A 19111-nucleotide genomic window follows, 5' to 3' on the forward strand; every position below is an offset into this window, starting at 1 on the left:
GTTCCTTCCTTAAAACGACTTTTGAATGATCGAATTTTCGACAATTTCCAGACCGAAGCCGGAAAGACCCTTCAGCACCATCGGCGAACTCGTATGCGCCCGCAGCCTTTTGATGCCGAGCGCACGGATGATCTGGGCGCCAGTACCGTGCAGGCGAAGATCCATCTTGCGGCCGCTACCACCATCATTGGCGACATTGTTATAATCCGCGGCGAGCTGCTTCAGCTCGTCCTGCCATGAAGTTTGGGGATGATTCAGATAGATCAAAGCCGCCTTGTCCTGCTCTTTCAGAAGGTCGAGGCCTTTTTGCAGACGGAAGCCCGAGCCGTTTTTCCGATCGGCGAAGACGTCGAGCAGATGATGCTGACTGTGAACGCGCACATCGACGACGCTGTTCTCGAAGTCCTTGCCTTTGATCAGGGCCAGGTGCTCAAGACCATCCAAGGTGTTGCGATAGAGCACCGCTTCGTAGTTGCCGCTGCCGGTTTTGATCGTCTCGCGCGCGACTTCCTCGACCATGGATTCGTGCATCAGGCGATACTGAATCAGATCGGCGATCGCGACGATCGGCATATTATGTTTTTCAGCGAAGATTTCCAGGTCCGGCATGCGGGCCATGGTGCCATCGTCATTCATGATCTCGCAGATCACACCGGCCCCTTTAAGACCGGCAAGACGGGCGATATCCACCGAACCTTCGGTGTGGCCGGCACGTTCCAGGACTCCGCCTGGACGCGCGCGCAAAGGAAAGATGTGGCCTGGCACCACGATATCACCGGGGCTGGTCTGATCATGAATCGCGACCTTGATGGTATGCGCGCGATCGGCTGCGGAAATGCCGGTCGAAACACCCTCGCGGGCTTCGATGCTGACGGTGAAGGCTGTGCCTTGATCGGGGAAATGTTTGCTGCCGTCGGCCATCATGGGAAGTTTCAAATGATCGACGATGCGGGGCTCAAGCGTCAGACAGATCAGACCTCGGGCTTCCTTGGCCATGAAGTTGATGTTCTGCGGCGTCACACATTCTGCGGCTAAAACCAGGTCTCCTTCGTTTTCTCGGTCTTCATCATCGACCATTATCACCATCCCGCCCTGTTTAATGACGTCGATGGCTTTGCGTACTCTGGCGATCAGCTTATCCTGGTCTATCTGCATGGCGATACCCTTTATCCGAGGCTGAGCGAAGGAAAACGTGGTTTTCAAAGATCACTATGTGCGACAAAATAGCATTGTCTGTCCGATGGTCGCATCCTAGCCGAGATTCGGGGCTCTGTCCATGGAAAGTCGGGGGGTTGAAGCAGGATCCTGGGGACCCGGATCCGTGGGTTCCGGTCAGGCTACGCCCATGCGCCGGCTGGCTTTGCGCGGGTGAGGCCAAAGGCCAGGAATGTCAGGGCTCTTCGAGGATCCCGCCAAGCCGATCAAAACGCTTTTCCCACATCGAGCGTCGTGCGGCTGTCCATTGTTCGAGGACAGAAAGTCCTTCCGGGACGATTTGACAGCTGCGAGTGCGACCGATTTTGCGGGTGGCGACCAGTCCGCATTCTTCGAGGAGCTGCAGATGCTGCAGAACAGCCGGAACACTGATCTTGAGCGGCTCGGCCAGCTCTGAAACGGACACCGGACCTTCGCTCACCCTCTCGACGATCGCGCGTCGGGAGGGATCGCTTAAGGCGCGGAAAACGAGATCGAGATTTTTTTGCGCGTGCATGAAAGTCCTGCCTTTATGATGAACGCTTGAGTTCCTGCGCCAGTCGCTCCAGGATCTGACGCCATCCGTCTTCGCGCATTTTAAGGCCATCGGCCCCTTCAAAGAAAGCAATCTGATCACTGAAGACCAGCGTGGTGCCGCCGTCCTTCGGCACGAGTTCAAAGGTGGCGAGTGATGCGGAAATGCGCTTTCCCATAAAGGTCATCGCATAGGAAAGGACGATTCTCTGATTCGGGATGATATCGTGATAGTAGGATTCATTGCTCATCGAACCGCCTTGGGGAAAACGGATCAGTGTTTTCTCCAGACCTCCGACTCTGAAATCGAGACTATGCTCTTCGACTATCGAGCCTTCCCCTTCTGAAAACCAGCGACGTTTTTTGCCGGGATCGGAAAACGCGGCGAAGACCTTGTCCGGGGAAACAGGATAATGACGTTCAATGACGTAATGACCATGAGTGAGGGACGATTTCATACGAGCCTCCGATAGTTAAGTCGATGCTTAAGTATCGGCAGGCTGGCAGGAAAAGTAAAGTACTTACTTAAGTATTATTTTTTCGTCCAGGTTTCCATAACTTGCGACTGTCTCGTCAGCTTCATGCTGCTGACTTTGCCCGAAATCAGGGTCCATTGGACGAGGTCGCCGCTGCTCAGAGTCACGCTGCGCTCCAGGCTTCCGTCCACAAAGGTTTGGGTTGTGACCGCGCTGCATGTGACAGAGGGTGATACGGATAAAGCTTCGATCGCATAGCTGCCGACATTCGGTGCGGCCGCTATCGTGTAAAGAACGGAGCTGCTATTCAAGGCTGTGACGGCTTTTTTAGCATCCGCTGTGACCGTGACAGTGAAGCCATAACTCGCAGCGGCATTCACAAAGCTGCCTTCGATGGACTCGGCGAAGGGTGATGCGCAGGCAGCCAGGAACGAAGTCGATATAATGGAAACCGACATATTTTCCGGTGATTTGTTGTCATTCGAAGCTTCCCCGGCTGTGGGGGTGGCCGTGCCTGTGCCAGCTCCATTCGTGGTGGTGCTTCGTTTGGGTTCAGGCGCAATACCATTGCCCACTTCCGTTCCGCAGTGGCAAAGGAGAAGACCGAGAGCGATGGGTAGGTAGCGCTTCATGAATCGGACCCCTTGGTCTGAGGAAACATTTGAAGGTTCAGCTGCACGACGGCCTTATCCTCGGTCGCCTCGTTCTGTTCGAGCGCCCACTGATGCAGTTCCTTGCGAAAGTTTTTGAGTCGCGCCTTCAATTCGGGCAGTGCGGTTTCCGGGAGCTGAAAGATCAAGGCCCCGAATTCACGCTGGTCCAAGGGTAAATCCTCCAAGGCTTCCATGGCCTGCTCCAGGATGCGGCGATGGAAGGTGCGGACCGCGAGACTCTTCACTTCGTCGCTCGTGATCACGATATCGTCTTTCACTGCAAACTGCCCATCGGGGCGTTTATGAATGAAACCTTTTTTCTTCAGAAAATTCAGCGCCGCGACGATCTCCTTGAGTTCGATGCGGCCATTCAAACGTCTTTGAATCCAATAGGGGTCATCCCGGAATCCATCGAGAAGGGCCATCTCCCGCAGCACAGGATAAATCCAATGACTCAGATACTCGACCGCATCGCTTTCCAGTTCGTATCGTCTTGATGATGGTGTCAGGCGCTTCAGCTTTTCATAATGCTGCGCGCGCTCCTGATCCGTATCCGCCTGGTTCATGGCCACGAGGCAGCGAAAGTACTCGGCAGGGCCGCTGGTCAGACCCAGGGCCTGGATGAACTTTTCCAAAGAGGGGCCGCTGATATTCCTTTGCCCGTCCATGACCAGCTTTAAGACATTCGGAGCACTGAATCCCGCCGCCTGCGAAAACTGGCGAAAGCTATAGCCCCGCTTGCTCTCTTTCCGGAACTGATAATAGTCCGCAAGGAAGAGGCGGTAGTTGGTATAGCCGTAGATGCTGGGGCCCTGGTTCATGCTGAATCCTTCGCTGTTCCTTTGTATTCTCGGCAGAATTGGAATTTTCCATGAGCGGAAAATTTTCATCGTAAGTCCGGGCGCTTGCCTTGATGCGCGTATTCTTGATGGTAAGAGCTTGTTTTTTCTAAGGAAAGGTGCAGGGCCGTATTCCAGTCTCCGCCAGTCCCAAGGGGCTCCCGAAAAGCCTTTCCATGATATCCGCGCTTTGCCGCCTTTTTCGTATTCCAGATCGGATCATTTTCAGAATACGCCGGAATACGGAAATTGGGCTTTTGGCCTTCGGCAATGCTGACTTTCAGCCGTAAAGCCATTATCGCGTCCACGTGAGGAGAACAGCATGATCCGCCCTCTTTTCAAGGTAAGTCTAAGCTTCAGCGTTACTCTTTTTGGTCTGAGCGCCTGCGGGGTTTTCACGCCCAAGGAGAAGAAAGAGAAAACCTATGACCCCTTTTATGTGACCAATGCGCGCCTGGAGGCTCAGCGCATGGCTCTCATTCAGCCGGAACTGCGGCAGGGCATGGCTCTTTATGAAAGCTGTGATGCTTTGGCAGCGGAACTCAATGAATCTGTAAAATTGCGTTGGGTTCAGCAGAGGGCTCAAATCAGTGACAGCGTGGCGTCGATGCTGATTCACATCAATCATGAAGTCAGTCACGAGGGTGTGGCTGCAGGGAGAACGGATGCGGCGATGCCGACGTCAGCGCCTGAGGCCAAGGATAATTCAACAGCCAGTTCTGATACCATGACCAATGTGCAGGAAGCCGGCGTGGATGAAGCGGATCGTTATCGCATCGGTCGCGATCAGATCTATGCCCTCACGTATGGCAAGATTCAGGTCATCAATCGGGCCAGCCTGCAGCTGCAGGGTTCACTCGACGTTTCCGCCTGGTATAGCCCGCAGTTTTTCACCAAGGACGACCGCCTGATCATCGTCGGCCAGGCCGTGCGGGATCCGAATGAGGATCCAGGGGAGCAGCTCGAAACGGGCAAGCCTGTCGCCGCATCAAGCGCGCCGGCGTCCATGCCGTTTCCCGGTTTCCCTTATGGCAATCGCGTGAAAGTTGCCGTTTATAGAACGGCGGCTGGTCAGCTGCCCGTCCTTTTATCTGAATCCAAAATCGACGGACAGTATATCGAAAGTCGCCTCGTGCAGAATCAACTCGTCCTCGTCATCGGCGATCAGGTGAAGATGGAGCAGGTTCCCATCACGATCGAGGATTTTGCGGATGAGGAGTGGTATTCCGATCCCCGCGCTCGCGAATATTTTAAAGGCGCGTGGGTCAACAGCAAGCGCGACGCCAGCATTAAAATTGATGCGGACCAGCTGAATGGCATTCCCTGCCAGAACTATGTGAAACGTAAAATGGCGGACTGGGACACCAGCATCTCGAAGGTTCTGTCCTGGGACACGGCCAATCCCCAAAGCGCTTTCCAAAATCTTGGTGTGATCGGCCAGGGCGGGCAAATCTATATGACGACCGACTCCCTTTATCTTTTGAAAACTCAAGTCCAGTGGTTCGAGGAACGCTGGGGCGGCTGGAGCTGGATGGGCCGAGCCGATGAAAAACTCCTGATTCAGCAGATCGGTTTTGATGGCGCCACAGGTGCGTTAAAGCCATGGGCCGATGGTGAAGTGAAAGGTCGTATCAAGGATCGCTGGGCTCTGCATGGAATGAACGGAGGCGCGCAGCTGGCGATCGCCACGACCACAGGCTGGCTTTGGAATAACGGCGGCGAGAATCCCGCTCAGAATCACCTGACCATTCTGGAGCAGGATCCTGCCAGCCAGCGTCTGAACGTGGTCGGAAGCGTCGAAAACTTTGGAACCAATGAGGATATACGGGCCGTTCGTTACGTTGGAAACATCGCCTATGTCGTCACGTTCCGTCAGACCGATCCGCTCTTTGCCATCGACATTGCTGATCCCCGCGCTCCGAAGATGCTGAGTGGTTTGAAAATTCCTGGCTTCTCGACCTATATGCATCCTTTGGCCTCAGGCCGTCTTCTGGGTGTCGGTTTTGATGCCTTTGCCACGGGACAGGTCCAGGGTGTGCAGGTTTCGCTCTTTGATACCAGTGATCCGACGCTTATGAGTCGCCTGGATGTCAAAACCTATGGTGCGCGTGGTTCAGTCTCGGAGGTCAGCTCCAATCATCACGCCTTCTTCTTTGACAGCGCCAGCGGCCTTATCGGGATTCCCTTGGTCGAACTCTATAGCTATGGCAGTTTGAAGTTCAGTGGCGCACAACTTCTTGGCTTCGACGGCAACACGCTTGTCGATCGCGGTCGCGTCTCGCATCGGGATTTGATTCCCGCCTACTGTCAATCGCAGATGGCTTATGGTGGTCAGTCCCTGGATATCAATCGGCTCTACCGTGTGGACGATCGTTTGATCACGCTCTCCGCTTATGGAATGCGAGCCTATAATCTGGCCGATGCCACAAACGCTCTTGCAACCGTAGCCTTTCCCCTGCCTGCCGGTGAATGCCAGGCCGGCTACCCCATGATGCGCTGATGCCTGCTGAGAAAACCCACTCCGGTGGGTTTTCTCTCTTTTTTTGTCCTCTTCTCCTTGCCTGTCTCGCCCACCAGGATTAGAATTTCGGTTTGCGAATGGAGCGTTCATTCAGGGGAGGCGTTGGCCTATCATGAAGTATTTAAAATTCCTGGGCGTGCTGCTGGCGGCCTGTGTACTCGTAGCCTTGATCATCCTGGGTCTTGCGCATGGAAAATACACGAGCCTTGCGAAAGAACAGCAGCCGGAACCCAAAGATCTGGTTTTACGGGTGGAGCTGCAGGACAATTGGCTCGCCGATGGGGAACGCATTGCCCGGATGCGAGGCTGCAGTGATTGTCACGGCGCTGATTATGGCGGTAAAGCCTTCATTGATGATCCTGGAATGGGCTACTTCGTCGGTCGCAATCTGACCCGCGGCTTGGGTGGTATTGGAGCGGATTATCGCGTCGAGGACTTTGTGCGGGCGATTCGCTATGGGCAGAACAAAAATGGAAACTATCTTCGCTTCATGCCCTCGCTTGAATACGCGCAGATGAGCGATGAGGATCTGGGAAAGCTCATCGTTTATTTGAAATCACTGCCACCCATTGATCGCAATTTCAAGGATCTTTCGCCTGGACCCGTGGCGAAGGTCATGTTCCTGTTTGATAGGATGCCGCTTCTACTTTCCGGCATGCATATTCAAAGCGGGGCGCCTGTCTCCGTCGCTCCGAGTGAACATGCCGATTACGGTCGTTATCTGGCAGCGTCCTGTGTCGGCTGTCACCGACCTGATTATTCGGGTGGTCCCATCGCAGGCGTTCCCCCCAGCTGGCCGCCGGCCCCGGACCTTACGCCGCGCGGTGATTTTGCGAAATGGACCTTCGAGGAATTCAAGAAAGCTCTCACGACGGGCGAAAGACCGGACGGGCGCATCATGAATTCGCAGTTCATGCCATGGACCGCAACAGCGGCCTTCAATGAATTGGAATTGAGAGCCCTTCACAATTACCTGAAAAGCCTTCCATCGCCTGAAATTTAAGGCTTTTGTCGATCCGTCGACACAAAATTATTCTGTGCAAGGCACGGCGAATCCGCTAGAACGGGGGAAACCCCTTGGAGGAGTACCATGCTACGACGGATCTACTGTCTTTCCAGTTTATTCCTGTTCATCAGCTCAAGTCTCTTTGCCAAATCCTACACCATAGGTGGCGCAAGGCCTGCCACGCTTTTGACCCCAAGCCAGGTCAAAGCCGATCAGAAAATTCCTTTGCTGGTCTTTCTGCATGGCTACACCAGCAGCGGAGTGCAGTCGGATTCGTTTTTCGGAATCTCGCGACAGCGGGATAGCCTCAATTTCGCTGTGGCTCTGCCGGATGGCACTCAGAATTCGCGCGGCTACCGTTTCTGGAACGCGACACCGGAATGCTGCGACTTCGAACAAAGCGGAGTGGATGATGCCGGCTATATCGCGGGACTGATCCGCGAAGCCAGTGCCGTGGCGCCCATAGATCCCGAACGCGTTTATCTGATTGGCCATTCCAATGGCGGCTTCATGAGCTATCGCATGGCCTGTGATTATCCAGGTCTGGTGCGCGGCATCATCTCGGTGGCCGGAGCGTTTTATAGCAATCCCGCCCTGTGCAAAAATCCAGGTGATCTGAATGTTCTTCAGATCCATGGAACGGCCGATGACACCGTGCCGGTCGCCAATGGTGAAAGCGGACTTTCGTTCTGGTCGAAGCGTGGCCGCTGCGATGCCGCCGTGGAAAGCAAAGGGGCGCTTGACCTTGTCAGTGCCGGTGGAGCCGAGACGGATGCTGTGGTCTGGGACAATTGCCAGAATGAAACCAAGGTCGGCTACTGGCGCATCAATGGGGGCACTCACGCGCCTTATTTGAACAGCAGCTGGCTTCGCGCGGCGCTTGAATTCGTGAAGTAACCGCCCGGCAAGCATTTCCCGCCCTCCCTCGCCTATGATGGATAAACGTCATCAACGGCAAGGGGAGGCGGGATATGAACCTTCGGCAGATTCTGCAGGGTCTTATTTTCTTCGTAGTGTCCTTTACCAGCGGTACCTGTCTCTGTGCGGTCTATTTTGCTTTGGCTCCGCTGAATGAGGCGGCCGCCATCAAGAGCTGGGTGAATAAGCATCCCGGCAGCTGGTGGGTGGAAGGCGAAGATCGCTTTCTGATCGGCATGGATCATTGGGATCCCCAGAATACTCCGGGCGGCCCCCGCACCGTCGTCATCGAAGCGGCTGCAAAAAGTTCCCTCTATTTCCTGCAGGGATCAGGGTCTTTGCCTGCAGACAGTCGCGAATTGATCCGTGGCGGTCGCACCCGCGTCATTGAAAGTCCGCGTCCCCTGGTTTTGCGCAGTGATCATCATCAGCGTCTCCGTCCTTTAATGCCCAATGTGCAGCTCGTGCAAAAACTGCCCTGGTCATCCAGCCCCTTGAAGAAGATCAATTCGCTCGGCGCGGCGATCGATGCCGAGACCTGGCGCAGCGAAGTGGACGAACTCAGTCGCTTTTCACGTTACACCTATGGATCTGAAATCGAGGCGGCCCGCATGCTGATCAGCAGCCGCTTTCGGGCGCTGGGTCTGGAGGTCGAGGAGCTGAGTTTTGCCACGCCGCGCGGCATGGCGACCAATATCATCGCAAAACTTCCAGGGCGTTCGCGATCGGATGAAATTTATGTCATCGGTGCCCACTACGACAGCACCAGTGAAAAGCCTTTTGAATTGGCTCCGGGTGCCGAGGATAACGCGTCAGGCGCGGCGGGGCTTTTGTCCCTGGCTCGCGTTTTTGTCGATCAACCCCCCGAGGCCACGCTTCTTTTCATCGCATTTTCCGGTGAAGAGCAGGGTCTGCTCGGCAGTCGGGCCTTCCTTAACCCCTGGCTGGCGGATGGACGCGCGGCGCAGATTCACGGCGGCTTTATCATGGACATGATCGGCTATAGCGGGGATGCGGAGCTGGACTGTCTCCTGGAAACATCGGCTGCGACACGCACCCTTCTGAATCAAATCCAGGCGGCGCATGCCGATCCGGAATTGGTGCTGTCTGAAAGCCTTGATTACTGGGGCTCGGATCATGTCCCCTTTTTGGATAACAAGATCCCGACTGTGCTCTTCATAGAGAATGATTATCTGGACTATCCCGCTTATCACCGCAGCGCGGATAGCGCCGATAAAATTCATCCACAGCTTGGGCCGAAGATACTTGGTCTCATCGCGCAGACAATTGGCAGTCTGGCCTATTAGAAAATTTTTAGGGAAGGGGAACAGCAAATTGGTATTTGGAAAAATCCCGGAGCTTGCTGTTAAAATATTAAGGTATAAAAGTTCAAGCATCTCTCCATTCAAGAGCAGATGTCCAGAGAAACTCCGTCAAACTTGGTATAAAAAAAATTTTATACGCATTTCTTTCGTGGCGAACTCGTCAGCAACACGAGATTATGTTGGTCTGGGAAATGTCATCGAACATTTTTCAGAAAGTTATAACAAAAGCTTTTGAGAATGAGAGAGGCAAGTATGTTGAAGAAAGTCGCTATGATCGCCGTTGTTCTTGGTTTGGCTGCTCCTGCTATGGCAACTGAAGAAGCTGCCAAGACCAAAACTGAAGAGCATGCTAAGAAAGACGCGAAAAAAGCCAAGAAAGCAAAAAAAGAAGCTGCTGCTACCCAAGCCGCTGACAAAGCTGCTCCTGCTGCTGAAGCAGCTCCAGCTGAAACAGCTCCTGCTGCAGAAGCTCCTAAAGCTCCCTAATTATTATTGGGGACTTTTGTCAGGCCACCTTTCGGGGCTGGCCTGAAACAAGAGAAGGCCTGTTGGTCAAACAACAGGCCTTCTTCTTTTGTCTGCCGGGACGCTTCACTTCGAAAAATGCGGTAGCGCCATGCGTTCCAGATATTTGCCGACCATATCAACCTCGACGTTGATGATACCGCCGGGCGTCCAGGTCTGGACGTTGGTGCCCTCGATCGTGGCCGGAATCAGGGTCAGCCGCACATGAGAGGCCTGGGCCTCATCCTTCACCTCATTGATCGTCAGACTGATGCCATCCAGGGCGATTGAGCCCTTGGGAATCACATAGCGCGCCAGGTCCTTGCCTAAAGTCACCCAGATATTCCAGCCCCCGGGAAGCTGATCAATCGAACGAACCGTGGCCACGGCATCGACATGTCCGGCCACCATATGACCGCCGAGGCGATCACCGGCCTTGAGAGCGCGTTCCAGATTGACGAGAGAACCATTGCGAAGCTGCCCGAGACTGGTCCTGGCCAGCGTCTCGTGACTCGCATCAAAGGACATCGTGGTTTCCGAACGGCGGGTGACGGTCAGGCAGCAGCCGTTGACCGCAATGCTGTCGCCGAGCTTTTCCGCGTAGACATCCGCCCCGAGTATCGTCAGCGTGAGAACCTTGTAACCGTCCCGTTCCTCGATACTCTGGATGCGTCCCACCTGTTCGACGAGTCCGGTAAACATGGCTCTTCCTTTTCGCAGTTAAGTGGTCGGAGGATTGTTCCCCGGAGTCGGGGTTTCCCGATTGGTCTTGAGGCCGCGCAGTTCGCGCACGAATTCCTCAGGATCCTTGAAATCCTTGTAGATGGAAGCAAAGCGTACATAAGCCACATGATCGGTCTGACGAAGTTTTTTCATCACGAGGTCACCGATCTTGCTGCTTTGAATCACGCGGTCGCCCTCGGAACGCAGCTGGGCTTCAATCGCGGTCACCATGGCTTCGATTTGGTCCATCGAAATCTGCCGCTTGCGACAGGCCATGGTGATTGCGCGGATGATTTTTTCCCGACTGAATTCATCGAAGCTGCCATCCTTCTTTTTCACCTGGAGGATCAGCTCCTCCTCCTTTTCATAGGTGGTGAAACGATGATGGCATTTCAAACACGCACGACGACGCCGGATACTGCGGCCGTCAACGCTTACGCGGCTCTCCAGTACCTTCGTATCCAGGTAATCGCACTTGGGGCACTTCAAAGTTTCAGCCTTTCCATTGGGGATAAAGCGGGAAGCGCTTGCTGAGTTTCACGACTTCAGCGCCGATCGCCTGCAGTTTGGCTTCATCTTTGAAGTTATCGAAGGTTTCGCGCACCCAGCCAGCGATCTGCTGCATTTCAGAAGGACCCATGCCGCGGGATGTCAGCGCCGGGGTTCCCATGCGCACGCCGCTGGTCACGAAGGGGCTTCTGTTTTCGTTCGGCACCGTGTTCTTATTCACTGTGATATGGACCTTGCCGAGGGCGTCTTCCATATTCTTGCCGCTGAGCTCGGTCTTCGAGAAATCAAGCAGCATCAGGTGATTGTCGGTACCGCCGGAAACGAGTTTGAAACCTTTGCTGACAAGGGCGTCGGCAAGGGTTTTGGCGTTGGTGCGAATATTTTTCTGATACTCTTTGAACGAAGGCTTGAGGGCTTCCATGAAGCTGACCGCTTTCGCGGCGATCACATGCTCCAAAGGACCGCCCTGGATGCCGGGGAAAACAGCCTTGTTGAAGTTCAGCGTCTCATCATTCCAAAGGATCAGGCCACCGCGTGGTCCCCGCAGCGTCTTATGCGTTGTGGTCGTCACCACATGCGCATAGGGCACAGGGCTGGGATGTTCGCCCGCGGCGACGAGGCCGGCGATGTGAGCCATATCCACGAAAAGATAGGCGCCCACCGAATCGGCGATCTCACGGAACAGGCCGAAGTCGATCATCCGCGCATAGGCGCTGGCGCCGGCTATGATCATCTTGGGCTTCACTTCCTTGGCCTTGGCCGCGATCATATCGTAATTCAGGCGCTCGGTTTCAGGATCGACGCCGTAAAAGTGCGACTCATAGATACTGCCGGAGAAGTTGACCTTCGAACCGTGAGTCAGGTGACCCCCGTGCGAAAGATCCATGCCGAGGATTTTGTCGCCCGGCTGCAGAAGAGCCAGGAACACAGCTGCGTTCGCCTGCGCACCGGAGTGCGGTTGAACGTTGGCGAAGGAAGCGCCGAAAAGTTTTTTCGCGCGTTCGATGGCCAGCGTTTCAATCTGGTCGACGATTTCGCAGCCACCATAATAGCGTTTGCCGGGCAGGCCTTCCGCGTACTTATTGGTGAGAATGCTGCCCATGGTGGCGATCACCTCGGCGGACGCGAAGTTTTCCGAAGCGATCAGCTCCAGACCTTCTTCCTGACGTTTGAATTCCGCTTCAATGAGACCGTAGATTTCCGGATCGTGGCTTTGCAGTGAAGACCAGGGTTTCATGGGGGCCGTCCTTGTGTGGACCCTCAACGTTCGAGGGCGCGAATTTTATCGAGTCGGGTTTGGTGGCGTTTGCCTTCAAACTCTGATTTGATCCAGATGTGGAGATAGTCAAGGGCTCGGTCGTGATTCAAAACACGTTCGCCGAGGCAAAGGATATTGGCGTCGTTGTGCTGACGCGACATGCGTGCGGTGAATTCATCCCAGACCAGAGCGGCCCGGATGCCAGGAACTTTATTCGCGGCGATCGACATCCCGATGCCTGTTCCGCAAATCAGGATGCCGCGGGGAAGTTGGCCCTGGCTCACTTCTTTCGCGAGAGTCTGGGCATAATCCGGATAGTCGACCGAATCCGCGTCGTTCACGGGAACTCCAAAGTCGACGACTTCGTGCCCGAGAGAACGGAGATACTGGCTCACCTTTTCCTTGAGTACCCGACCTCCATGGTCAGAGGCAATGCCGATGCGTTCGCTCATAGTCTACGCCTTCCGATGCATTTGCTGCGAGAGTACGATGGGAAAGGAGGACGGAATTAAACTTCTTTGGCTTTCTTGATGTAGCCAACAGCGTCTTCGACCGTGCGGATGCTTTCAGCTTCTTCATCAGGGATATCGATGCCGAAAGCTTCTTCCATCGCCATGACCAGCTCAACGATGTCCAGTGAATCCGCGCCCAGGTCTTCGATGAATTTAGCTTTGCTGATGACAGCGGCTTCTTCAACGCCGAGTTGATTCACAACGATTTTCTTCAATTGACTTTCGATGTCGAGCGACATGGGCTATCCTCCAATTTGGCATATACTTGCCTTATGTTCATCTAAGGAACCAGAAAGTCTAGGGGAATGCAAGGGAATAGTTGGCCCATCTGTGAAAGGTGAAACCCATGAAGGAGGTGCCTGACAAGGCCCTCTTGAGGGCCCAGGACTTTCCCGCTATCTTGTGCAGATTGCTTGACTAACCGAACGGGGGACTTTGCTTTGTCACTGTGGACAGCGCCTTTGCTGGTGGTATCGGACATTCACTTGAATCACGCGGAGGATGACCGCAGCCGGCTGCTCCTCAATCTTCTGGAAGGCGCCAGCCGGAGTGAGGTCGAGTACCTCGTGCTGATGGGTGACATCTTTGACTTCTGCCTGGGATCGCATCCCTATTTTCAAAAAAAATTCAGCGCTATTGGCAAGGCGCTGGAAAAGCTTGTGGAATCCGGTACCCAGGTCATCTACCTCGAAGGCAATCACGAGTTCAAACTGGCATCTCTGCCCTGGAAGGGCGTTCAGGTGATTTCCGAAGGGACGCATACAATTCGTTTGAAAAGCGGCCACACAGTCCAAATGGCTCATGGTGACCTGATTTATTCACACAATATGTACCGAGCCTTTCGTCAGCTGGTGAAATCACCAGTTGTGACTGGCATTGCGCGGCTTTTGCCAGGGGCCTGGATGGATAGGCTGGCGACGAAAAGTTCCGAGGTGTCGCGGGCCCAGGATCAGTATCGAGAGATCGAACATGAGAAGATCCTGGGTGCGGTGGATGCCTGGCTGGAAGCCGGGTCAGGCGACTTCGGCATCTTCGGGCATTTTCATGTGCCTTATGCCGAACCGCGTCGCGATCAGCGCAAAGGTGGACTCTTCAGCGTCGAAAGCTGGGATCGTCCCAATGTTTTGGCGTTCAGGGACGGCGCTTTCTATCGTTATTATTTTAACGCCGAAGGGGACAAGGCCTGGCAGCCTGCGGAACCTTTGGTCCGCAAGCTTTTGCCAGGAAAATAAGGGTTGAGATCGCTACATGGCGGAGGGATAGGTTTCGGCCATATCACCATCATGCAGGGGTTTCAGATGCAAAGGATGCAGGGCGTGCGTTTGATCAAGGTAAATCAAAGCATCATAACGCCTGGGTAGGATGGTCGGCACATAGTTGCCGCGATGCTCGCCCTCCGGATGATACACCACGCCGATGGCGCGATGTCCCCGATCCTCCAGCATTTCATCACTGGCAAAATGCGGCGCGAAAATCAGCAGTTTGTTATCCGGGCCGACCCGGTGCAGGACTTCCTCCCAGCTGCCTTCACGGACCTGGGGACAGGGCATGACCTGCATCGGCGCTTCCCAGCGGCGCGAGGCGATGACCGATCCCTGGTAACCGGAAAAACCGACCAGCACCACGTTCTCTTCCCCATAGCGTTCGCGCACCAGCTGGCCGACATTCATTTCTCCGCTTTCCAGCATGTCGGTGAAGCGCGCATCGCCGATGTGCGTGTTATGCTCCCAGACGATGCCCTTGGCTACGTTGCCGTGATGCTCGTGGTGCTTCATGAGCTCATCGAGCGTTTCCACCATATGGAAATCCCGAATATTCCAGGACATGGGGCCGCCGCGCACCATGCTGCGATAATAAGCCTCGGCATTCTTCAAAACCCTTGCGTTCTGCTCGGCCTGCAGATGGGCTTCCGCATGTCGATCGAAGATCATCTTCCGCGTCTTCAGATGCTCCAAGAGTCCATGCACATGCTTTTCACAGGTCGCCTCCTTAAAGTAGGTGGCGCGCGCGTATTCATGGGCATTGCCCTGATAGCCGTTGAAGCAGTGAAAGACCTGCTCGACCATGCCCAAGGACTCCGGATCATACTTTTTGAGCTGCTGCGTAAGGGTCGACAGCGACTCCCAAAGACTATAAACATCAAGGCCGTAGAAGCCGACCTTGGAGCGTTCGGGCTGCTGATCATTATGGAGCTTCAGCCATTCGACAAGGTCGATCATCTCTTCATTCGCCCACATCCAGGTCGGCCAGCGGCGAAAGTTGGAAAGAACGCGGCGTGCGGATTGGGTCGCATCCAAACGGCCTTTCACATATTGGTTGATGATAAAGCAATCCGGCCAGTCCCCTTCCACGGCGATAAAGGAAAACTTCTTTTCCTCGACCAGCCTGCGGGTGATGGCCGTTCGCCATTGATAGTATTCGGACGTGCCATGCGACGCTTCGCCCAGCAGCACGATTTTGGCTTGACCGATGCGTTCATGCAGAGGAGCCAGATCCTGTTCTTTTTTTATGGGCATGCAAAGGGCCTGCAGCTGTGAAAGCAGATCCTTGGATACAATGGGTTCGGTTTCCATGGTATTTCCCCTTCCCAAATTTTAAAGAGAAATGCTGACAGGCTCCGCGACCGATGACATGGCTGTTTCGAGGCTGTGTTCCTTGTATTTATGGTCATCAATGGTAATGGTGGTAAGGACGCGGGCATGGTCCCGCACGATCATCTGGTGGCATCTTTGAATCACCGGCATGATCGTATCCCAATCCCCCTGGATGCTGGTTCCTATGGGCCCGACCTCGTAATCGAGTCCGATCTTATCGAGGTAGGCGGTGATTCTGTTGATGTCTTCACTGATGTGTTCGCTATCCATGGGATTGACGCTGAATTGTACAATCATTTCCATAGCTCCTATCACTGCGTGTCTCAATTTGGTGGCTCATCGAATCTTTTTGCCTACGTAAATTAAAGACACTGCTGCTTAAAAAGAGAATCCATGGAAAGGAAAGCAAAAATCCGGCCGCTGCGAAACAGGGGGGATTTACGCAGGAAAAAGGCCCGGGTTTTTCAGCCCGGACCTTATGCATTCAGCAGGCGCGCGATTTCAGACGCAGACCGAGGATCTGCCACTGGGCTGTGGATTCCTGCTCGCGTGGGCCCGTGACGCGGATCGCGCCGTTCACGGTCAGACTGCGATCAGCACCGCAGGGTTTCCATGCATCACCTGATACAGCGCCTTCAAAGGTATTGGTCCAGACGCCGTAGTAATCGCCGCTCAAAGTTTTCGAGAAGCTGCCGGTCGTGCCCTGGCCGGAAAAGAACCAGTTTACCGAGACGTTGGCGGTGTGCTTCTCGGGAAGATCAGCCTCGACGTAAAACGCGACGGAATCAACGGCGAGCGAACGACTGCCGTCTTTGAAGTTGATGATGGCCGAACAGTTGCGACGGCTTTCGCCCAAGGACTTGCCAGGGCCGGTTTTGGCAGTCTGGGCATCGGCGAACTTCAGCCACAGAATATCGTTCTGCACAAGGTAACCCGTGCCTTTGCCGCCCGCGCAGCCGCTTCCATTGAAGGTCACCGATTCAATGCCAAAGCGGGTGCGGCCGACGTCCAGGGGATCGGTGACATCCAATTCGATATCATTGGCTTGAGCGAAAGAAGCATAACTCAGGAATATGGCCAGAGCGGTTAAAGTTTTCATAAAGCAATCTCCAAGCTGTGGTTTGATCCTGAGTGAAATCTAAGGGAAGTGTTCGGTCAACACCAGCGGGAGATGGTCAAAGTGTTCTGTGAAGGCGAGGCTGACAGAGCAAGGTTCAGCTATGCGCCTGCAGGGTAAAATAGAAACTGGAACCCTGCCCGGGAAGGGAATCCACCCAGATGCGCCCGTGGTGACTCTCGACCAGCTTTTTTACGATGGCAAGACCGGCTCCGGTGCCACCACCGTATTCATTCTGGGTGTGGAGACGGCGGAAAATTTTAAAGACGCTTTCATGAAACTGAGGATCAATGCCGATGCCGTTGTCCTGAACCACGAAGACCGGCACAGCATCACGGCTTTCCTCGGGATTCAGGCAGCGGATGCTGATTTCCTTGGCGGCGCTTTCATTATATTTGATGCCGTTGCAGATCAGGTTATAGAAGATCTCGCCGACCCGGACAGGGCTGCAGGTGATCCGCGGCAGGGTCTTGGGCATGGAGATGGCGACCTTTTGCTCGTCGATCAGGCTGCGCAAGCGAAAGAGAACGCCTTCCAGAACTTCATTCAGATCGGAATCCATCGTGCCCATATGATAGCGGCCGAGCCTCGCGTATTGAAAGAGCGAGGTGGTCAGGCCATCCATATGCTGGCTGAGATGCATGATGGACTGAAGGCGTTTCTGGGTTTTATCGCTCAGGCTTTTGCCTTCATCCTGCAGAATAAAGTTCGCATAGCTGCGAATGCCGCGCAAAGGCTCGCGCAGGTCGTGGGAAATGATCTGGGCGAACTCATCGAGTTCGTTGTTGCTCAGCCGCAGATCGGCATTCACCTTGGACAGCTGCTTAAGAAGGATAAGATTGCGAAGTTCCAGAGCCGCCTCGACCGTTGCCGCTTCGAAAGGCAGGCACTGGCCGCGGACATGCTCGCGCCAGAGCTCAAACGATTTGCGCGGGGTCAATTCCTCATGAGGATCGAGGGATTTTTTGGGATTTCCGGCCCAATGAACTGTTTGAATGATTTCCGGGCGGAACCAGATGATATAGGAGTCAAAGGTATCGGTCAGTTGAATGGCCAGCATCCCGGCGGCCTGATTTTTCTCGGCGTCCCAGCCCGGAAGGCTTTCAGCCAACTTGGGCGTGGAAAAAACATCGCGCTGAATCCACTGGCGAAGCTTCTTGACCAGATCAAAAATAACATCGCGTCCCGGCACCTGTCCGATCGTGGTCAGCTTATTCTGGAGGATAAGGGCCGCGCCTGTGCTTTGAGCCAGACTCAGAATGGAATCGGCTGTGCCTTCAAAGGCGGCATGCATGTTGTCCGAGTCGCGTATGCCCTTTTCAATGAAGGTGACCTTGTCCCGCAGCTCCTGACGCAAAAGGATATCATCGCGCGATTCGAGTGCGGTCAGGTGATAGGAAAAGATCTGCCCCAAGAGTTCACAGGCCGAACGCACGCCATAGGATACGAAGCGTGGCTCGGGATGGTGGCAGCAGATCAGTCCCCATAGGCGATCCTCTTTCATCACGGAAATCGACATCGAGGACTGCACGGGCATGTTGCGCAGATACTGGCAATGAATGGGCGAGACGCTGCGCAGGGTCGAAAAACTCAAGTCCAAAGTCCGGCCCGTGCGGGGATTGGCGGCCGGCAGGATGCGCGCCGGCGCATAGTTCGCATCCACGATCAGGCGAACCCAGTTCAAAGTATAGAGTCGTCGCGCCTGCTCGGGAATGTCACCGGCCGGAAACCTTTGGTGCAGATAGCTGTCCATCGACGCCGCGCGACTTTCAGCAATCACATTGCCATTCCATTCCGCATCGAATTTATAAAGATCCACGCGATCATAGCCCGAAAGACGTCGAACCTGAGCGACGATGGCCGCGCAGGCCTCATCAATGCTCCGGGTATTCTGCAGGCTGTAAATGGATTCGTGGACGTTATGGTAATAGGACGCGAAGTCGATGAGCTGCGCATCGGCTTTCGGTTCCAGCTCCAGAATCACAAGGCCATCGGCTTGATGCAGGATGCCATCGAAATAGTTGGGGCCGGCCCGGGTGTGGAAGGTGAGGCCAATGGGGTTTTTCTTGCGCAAATCATCGGACTGCAAGGCGGATCGCAGAAGGCCGTATGATTCGGCTGGCATCAGCGCTTCAATGCAGCTGCCCAGAAGTTCTTCCGGGCTTCGCTCCAGATGCTGCTCGCAGTTCTCAGAGACCTGCAGGATGGCTCCATTGCTGGGGTCAATGGACAGAAAAACGCCATGGGGCTGTATGGCCCCTGGAATATGGATGGGTTCCCTGCTGCAGCTGTCACGATCTATTGTGTTCACGATGGCCTTCTTTGCTGCTCGGTATACGTGGTCAACGTATGGAGCAGGAGGCTCTTATCGATAGGCTTGGTCAAGTGGGCTGTACAGCCTGCGGCCAAAGATTTTTGCATCTCTTC

The 19111-nt window shown here is 54.6% G+C and carries 21 protein-coding genes; 6 read left to right on the forward strand and 15 right to left on the reverse strand.

The features are described from left to right. Positions 1–9: 9 nt before the first annotated feature. The 6 genes from ribB to VFO10_RS07320 form a co-directional block, all read right to left on the reverse strand. On the reverse strand, positions 10–1155 hold the full coding sequence (ribB, locus tag VFO10_RS07295) for a 3,4-dihydroxy-2-butanone-4-phosphate synthase (protein WP_325138560.1): 1146 nt from the start codon (positions 1153–1155) through the stop codon (positions 10–12). A gap of 235 nt (positions 1156–1390) precedes the next feature. Beyond that, the gene (locus VFO10_RS07300) at positions 1391–1711 is read right to left on the reverse strand and encodes a metalloregulator ArsR/SmtB family transcription factor (RefSeq protein WP_325138562.1); all 321 of its coding nucleotides are present in this window, start codon (positions 1709–1711) and stop codon (positions 1391–1393) included. Between the two features lie 13 nt (positions 1712–1724). Further along, on the reverse strand, positions 1725–2186 hold the full coding sequence (locus tag VFO10_RS07305; RefSeq protein WP_325138564.1) for an SRPBCC family protein: 462 nt from the start codon (positions 2184–2186) through the stop codon (positions 1725–1727). Between the two features lie 74 nt (positions 2187–2260). After that, the gene (locus tag VFO10_RS07310; protein WP_325138566.1) at positions 2261–2836 is read right to left on the reverse strand and encodes a hypothetical protein; all 576 of its coding nucleotides are present in this window, start codon (positions 2834–2836) and stop codon (positions 2261–2263) included. Beyond that, on the reverse strand, positions 2833–3678 hold the full coding sequence (locus VFO10_RS07315) for a TIGR02147 family protein (RefSeq protein WP_325138568.1): 846 nt from the start codon (positions 3676–3678) through the stop codon (positions 2833–2835). Before VFO10_RS07315 ends, VFO10_RS07310 begins: the two co-directional genes overlap by 4 nt. Before the next feature lie 65 nt (positions 3679–3743). After that, a complete protein-coding gene (locus VFO10_RS07320) occupies positions 3744–3992 on the reverse strand; it encodes a hypothetical protein (protein ID WP_325138571.1) in 249 nt (82 codons plus the stop codon). 26 nt (positions 3993–4018) lie between these two features. Between VFO10_RS07320 and VFO10_RS07325 the strand changes: the two genes are divergently transcribed. From VFO10_RS07325 to VFO10_RS07345, 5 genes are all read left to right on the forward strand, one after another. Next, entirely contained in the window at positions 4019–6196 is a 2178-nt protein-coding gene (locus VFO10_RS07325) for a beta-propeller domain-containing protein (RefSeq protein ID WP_325138573.1), read from the forward strand. 133 nt (positions 6197–6329) lie between these two features. Continuing rightward, a complete protein-coding gene (locus tag VFO10_RS07330) occupies positions 6330–7220 on the forward strand; it encodes a c-type cytochrome (protein WP_325138574.1) in 891 nt (296 codons plus the stop codon). Positions 7221–7307: 87 nt separating this feature from the next. Beyond that, positions 7308–8120 carry an alpha/beta hydrolase family esterase gene (locus VFO10_RS07335; RefSeq protein WP_325138576.1) on the forward strand — a complete coding sequence of 271 codons (813 nt, stop codon included), beginning with the start codon at positions 7308–7310 and terminating at the stop codon, positions 8118–8120. Between the two features lie 74 nt (positions 8121–8194). After that, a complete protein-coding gene (locus VFO10_RS07340; RefSeq protein ID WP_325138578.1) occupies positions 8195–9448 on the forward strand; it encodes a M28 family metallopeptidase in 1254 nt (417 codons plus the stop codon). Between the two features lie 270 nt (positions 9449–9718). Beyond that, complete coding sequence (locus tag VFO10_RS07345) at positions 9719–9952, forward strand: hypothetical protein (RefSeq protein WP_325138580.1); 234 nt, start codon at positions 9719–9721, stop codon at positions 9950–9952. Positions 9953–10057: 105 nt separating this feature from the next. Here VFO10_RS07345 and VFO10_RS07350 read toward each other — a convergent pair whose 3' ends face one another. Genes VFO10_RS07350 through VFO10_RS07370 form a run of 5 tightly spaced genes read right to left on the reverse strand, consistent with a single transcriptional unit; the run spans position 10058 to position 13212 of the window. After that, positions 10058–10672, reverse strand: coding sequence for a riboflavin synthase (locus tag VFO10_RS07350; protein WP_325138582.1), 615 nt, complete (start codon positions 10670–10672; stop codon positions 10058–10060). Between the two features lie 18 nt (positions 10673–10690). Further along, complete coding sequence (nrdR, locus tag VFO10_RS07355; RefSeq protein ID WP_325138584.1) at positions 10691–11182, reverse strand: transcriptional regulator NrdR; 492 nt, start codon at positions 11180–11182, stop codon at positions 10691–10693. A gap of 4 nt (positions 11183–11186) precedes the next feature. After that, on the reverse strand, positions 11187–12440 hold the full coding sequence (glyA, locus tag VFO10_RS07360; RefSeq protein ID WP_325138586.1) for a serine hydroxymethyltransferase: 1254 nt from the start codon (positions 12438–12440) through the stop codon (positions 11187–11189). Positions 12441–12463: 23 nt separating this feature from the next. Further along, complete coding sequence (rpiB, locus tag VFO10_RS07365) at positions 12464–12913, reverse strand: ribose 5-phosphate isomerase B (protein WP_325138588.1); 450 nt, start codon at positions 12911–12913, stop codon at positions 12464–12466. 56 nt (positions 12914–12969) lie between these two features. Beyond that, positions 12970–13212: an acyl carrier protein gene (locus VFO10_RS07370; protein ID WP_141731038.1), complete on the reverse strand. Its 243-nt coding sequence runs from the start codon at positions 13210–13212 to the stop codon at positions 12970–12972. 201 nt (positions 13213–13413) lie between these two features. On the opposite strand from VFO10_RS07370, the gene VFO10_RS07375 reads away from it, so the two are divergent. Beyond that, on the forward strand, positions 13414–14205 hold the full coding sequence (locus VFO10_RS07375) for a UDP-2,3-diacylglucosamine diphosphatase (protein ID WP_325138590.1): 792 nt from the start codon (positions 13414–13416) through the stop codon (positions 14203–14205). A gap of 12 nt (positions 14206–14217) precedes the next feature. Here the strand turns inward: VFO10_RS07375 and VFO10_RS07380 are convergent, their stop codons facing one another. The 4 genes from VFO10_RS07380 to VFO10_RS07395 form a co-directional block, all read right to left on the reverse strand. Next, positions 14218–15546: an erythromycin esterase family protein gene (locus VFO10_RS07380; protein WP_325138592.1), complete on the reverse strand. Its 1329-nt coding sequence runs from the start codon at positions 15544–15546 to the stop codon at positions 14218–14220. A gap of 21 nt (positions 15547–15567) precedes the next feature. Then, complete coding sequence (locus tag VFO10_RS07385; protein ID WP_325138594.1) at positions 15568–15864, reverse strand: thiamine-binding protein; 297 nt, start codon at positions 15862–15864, stop codon at positions 15568–15570. A 187-nt stretch (positions 15865–16051) separates the two neighbouring features. Further along, on the reverse strand, positions 16052–16666 hold the full coding sequence (locus tag VFO10_RS07390; RefSeq protein WP_325138595.1) for a DUF4360 domain-containing protein: 615 nt from the start codon (positions 16664–16666) through the stop codon (positions 16052–16054). A gap of 115 nt (positions 16667–16781) precedes the next feature. Further along, positions 16782–18995, reverse strand: coding sequence for an ATP-binding protein (locus tag VFO10_RS07395; RefSeq protein WP_325138598.1), 2214 nt, complete (start codon positions 18993–18995; stop codon positions 16782–16784). Positions 18996–19111 lie beyond the last annotated feature (116 nt).

The organism is Oligoflexus sp. (assembly GCF_035712445.1).
Taxonomy (GTDB): domain Bacteria; phylum Bdellovibrionota_B; class Oligoflexia; order Oligoflexales; family Oligoflexaceae; genus Oligoflexus.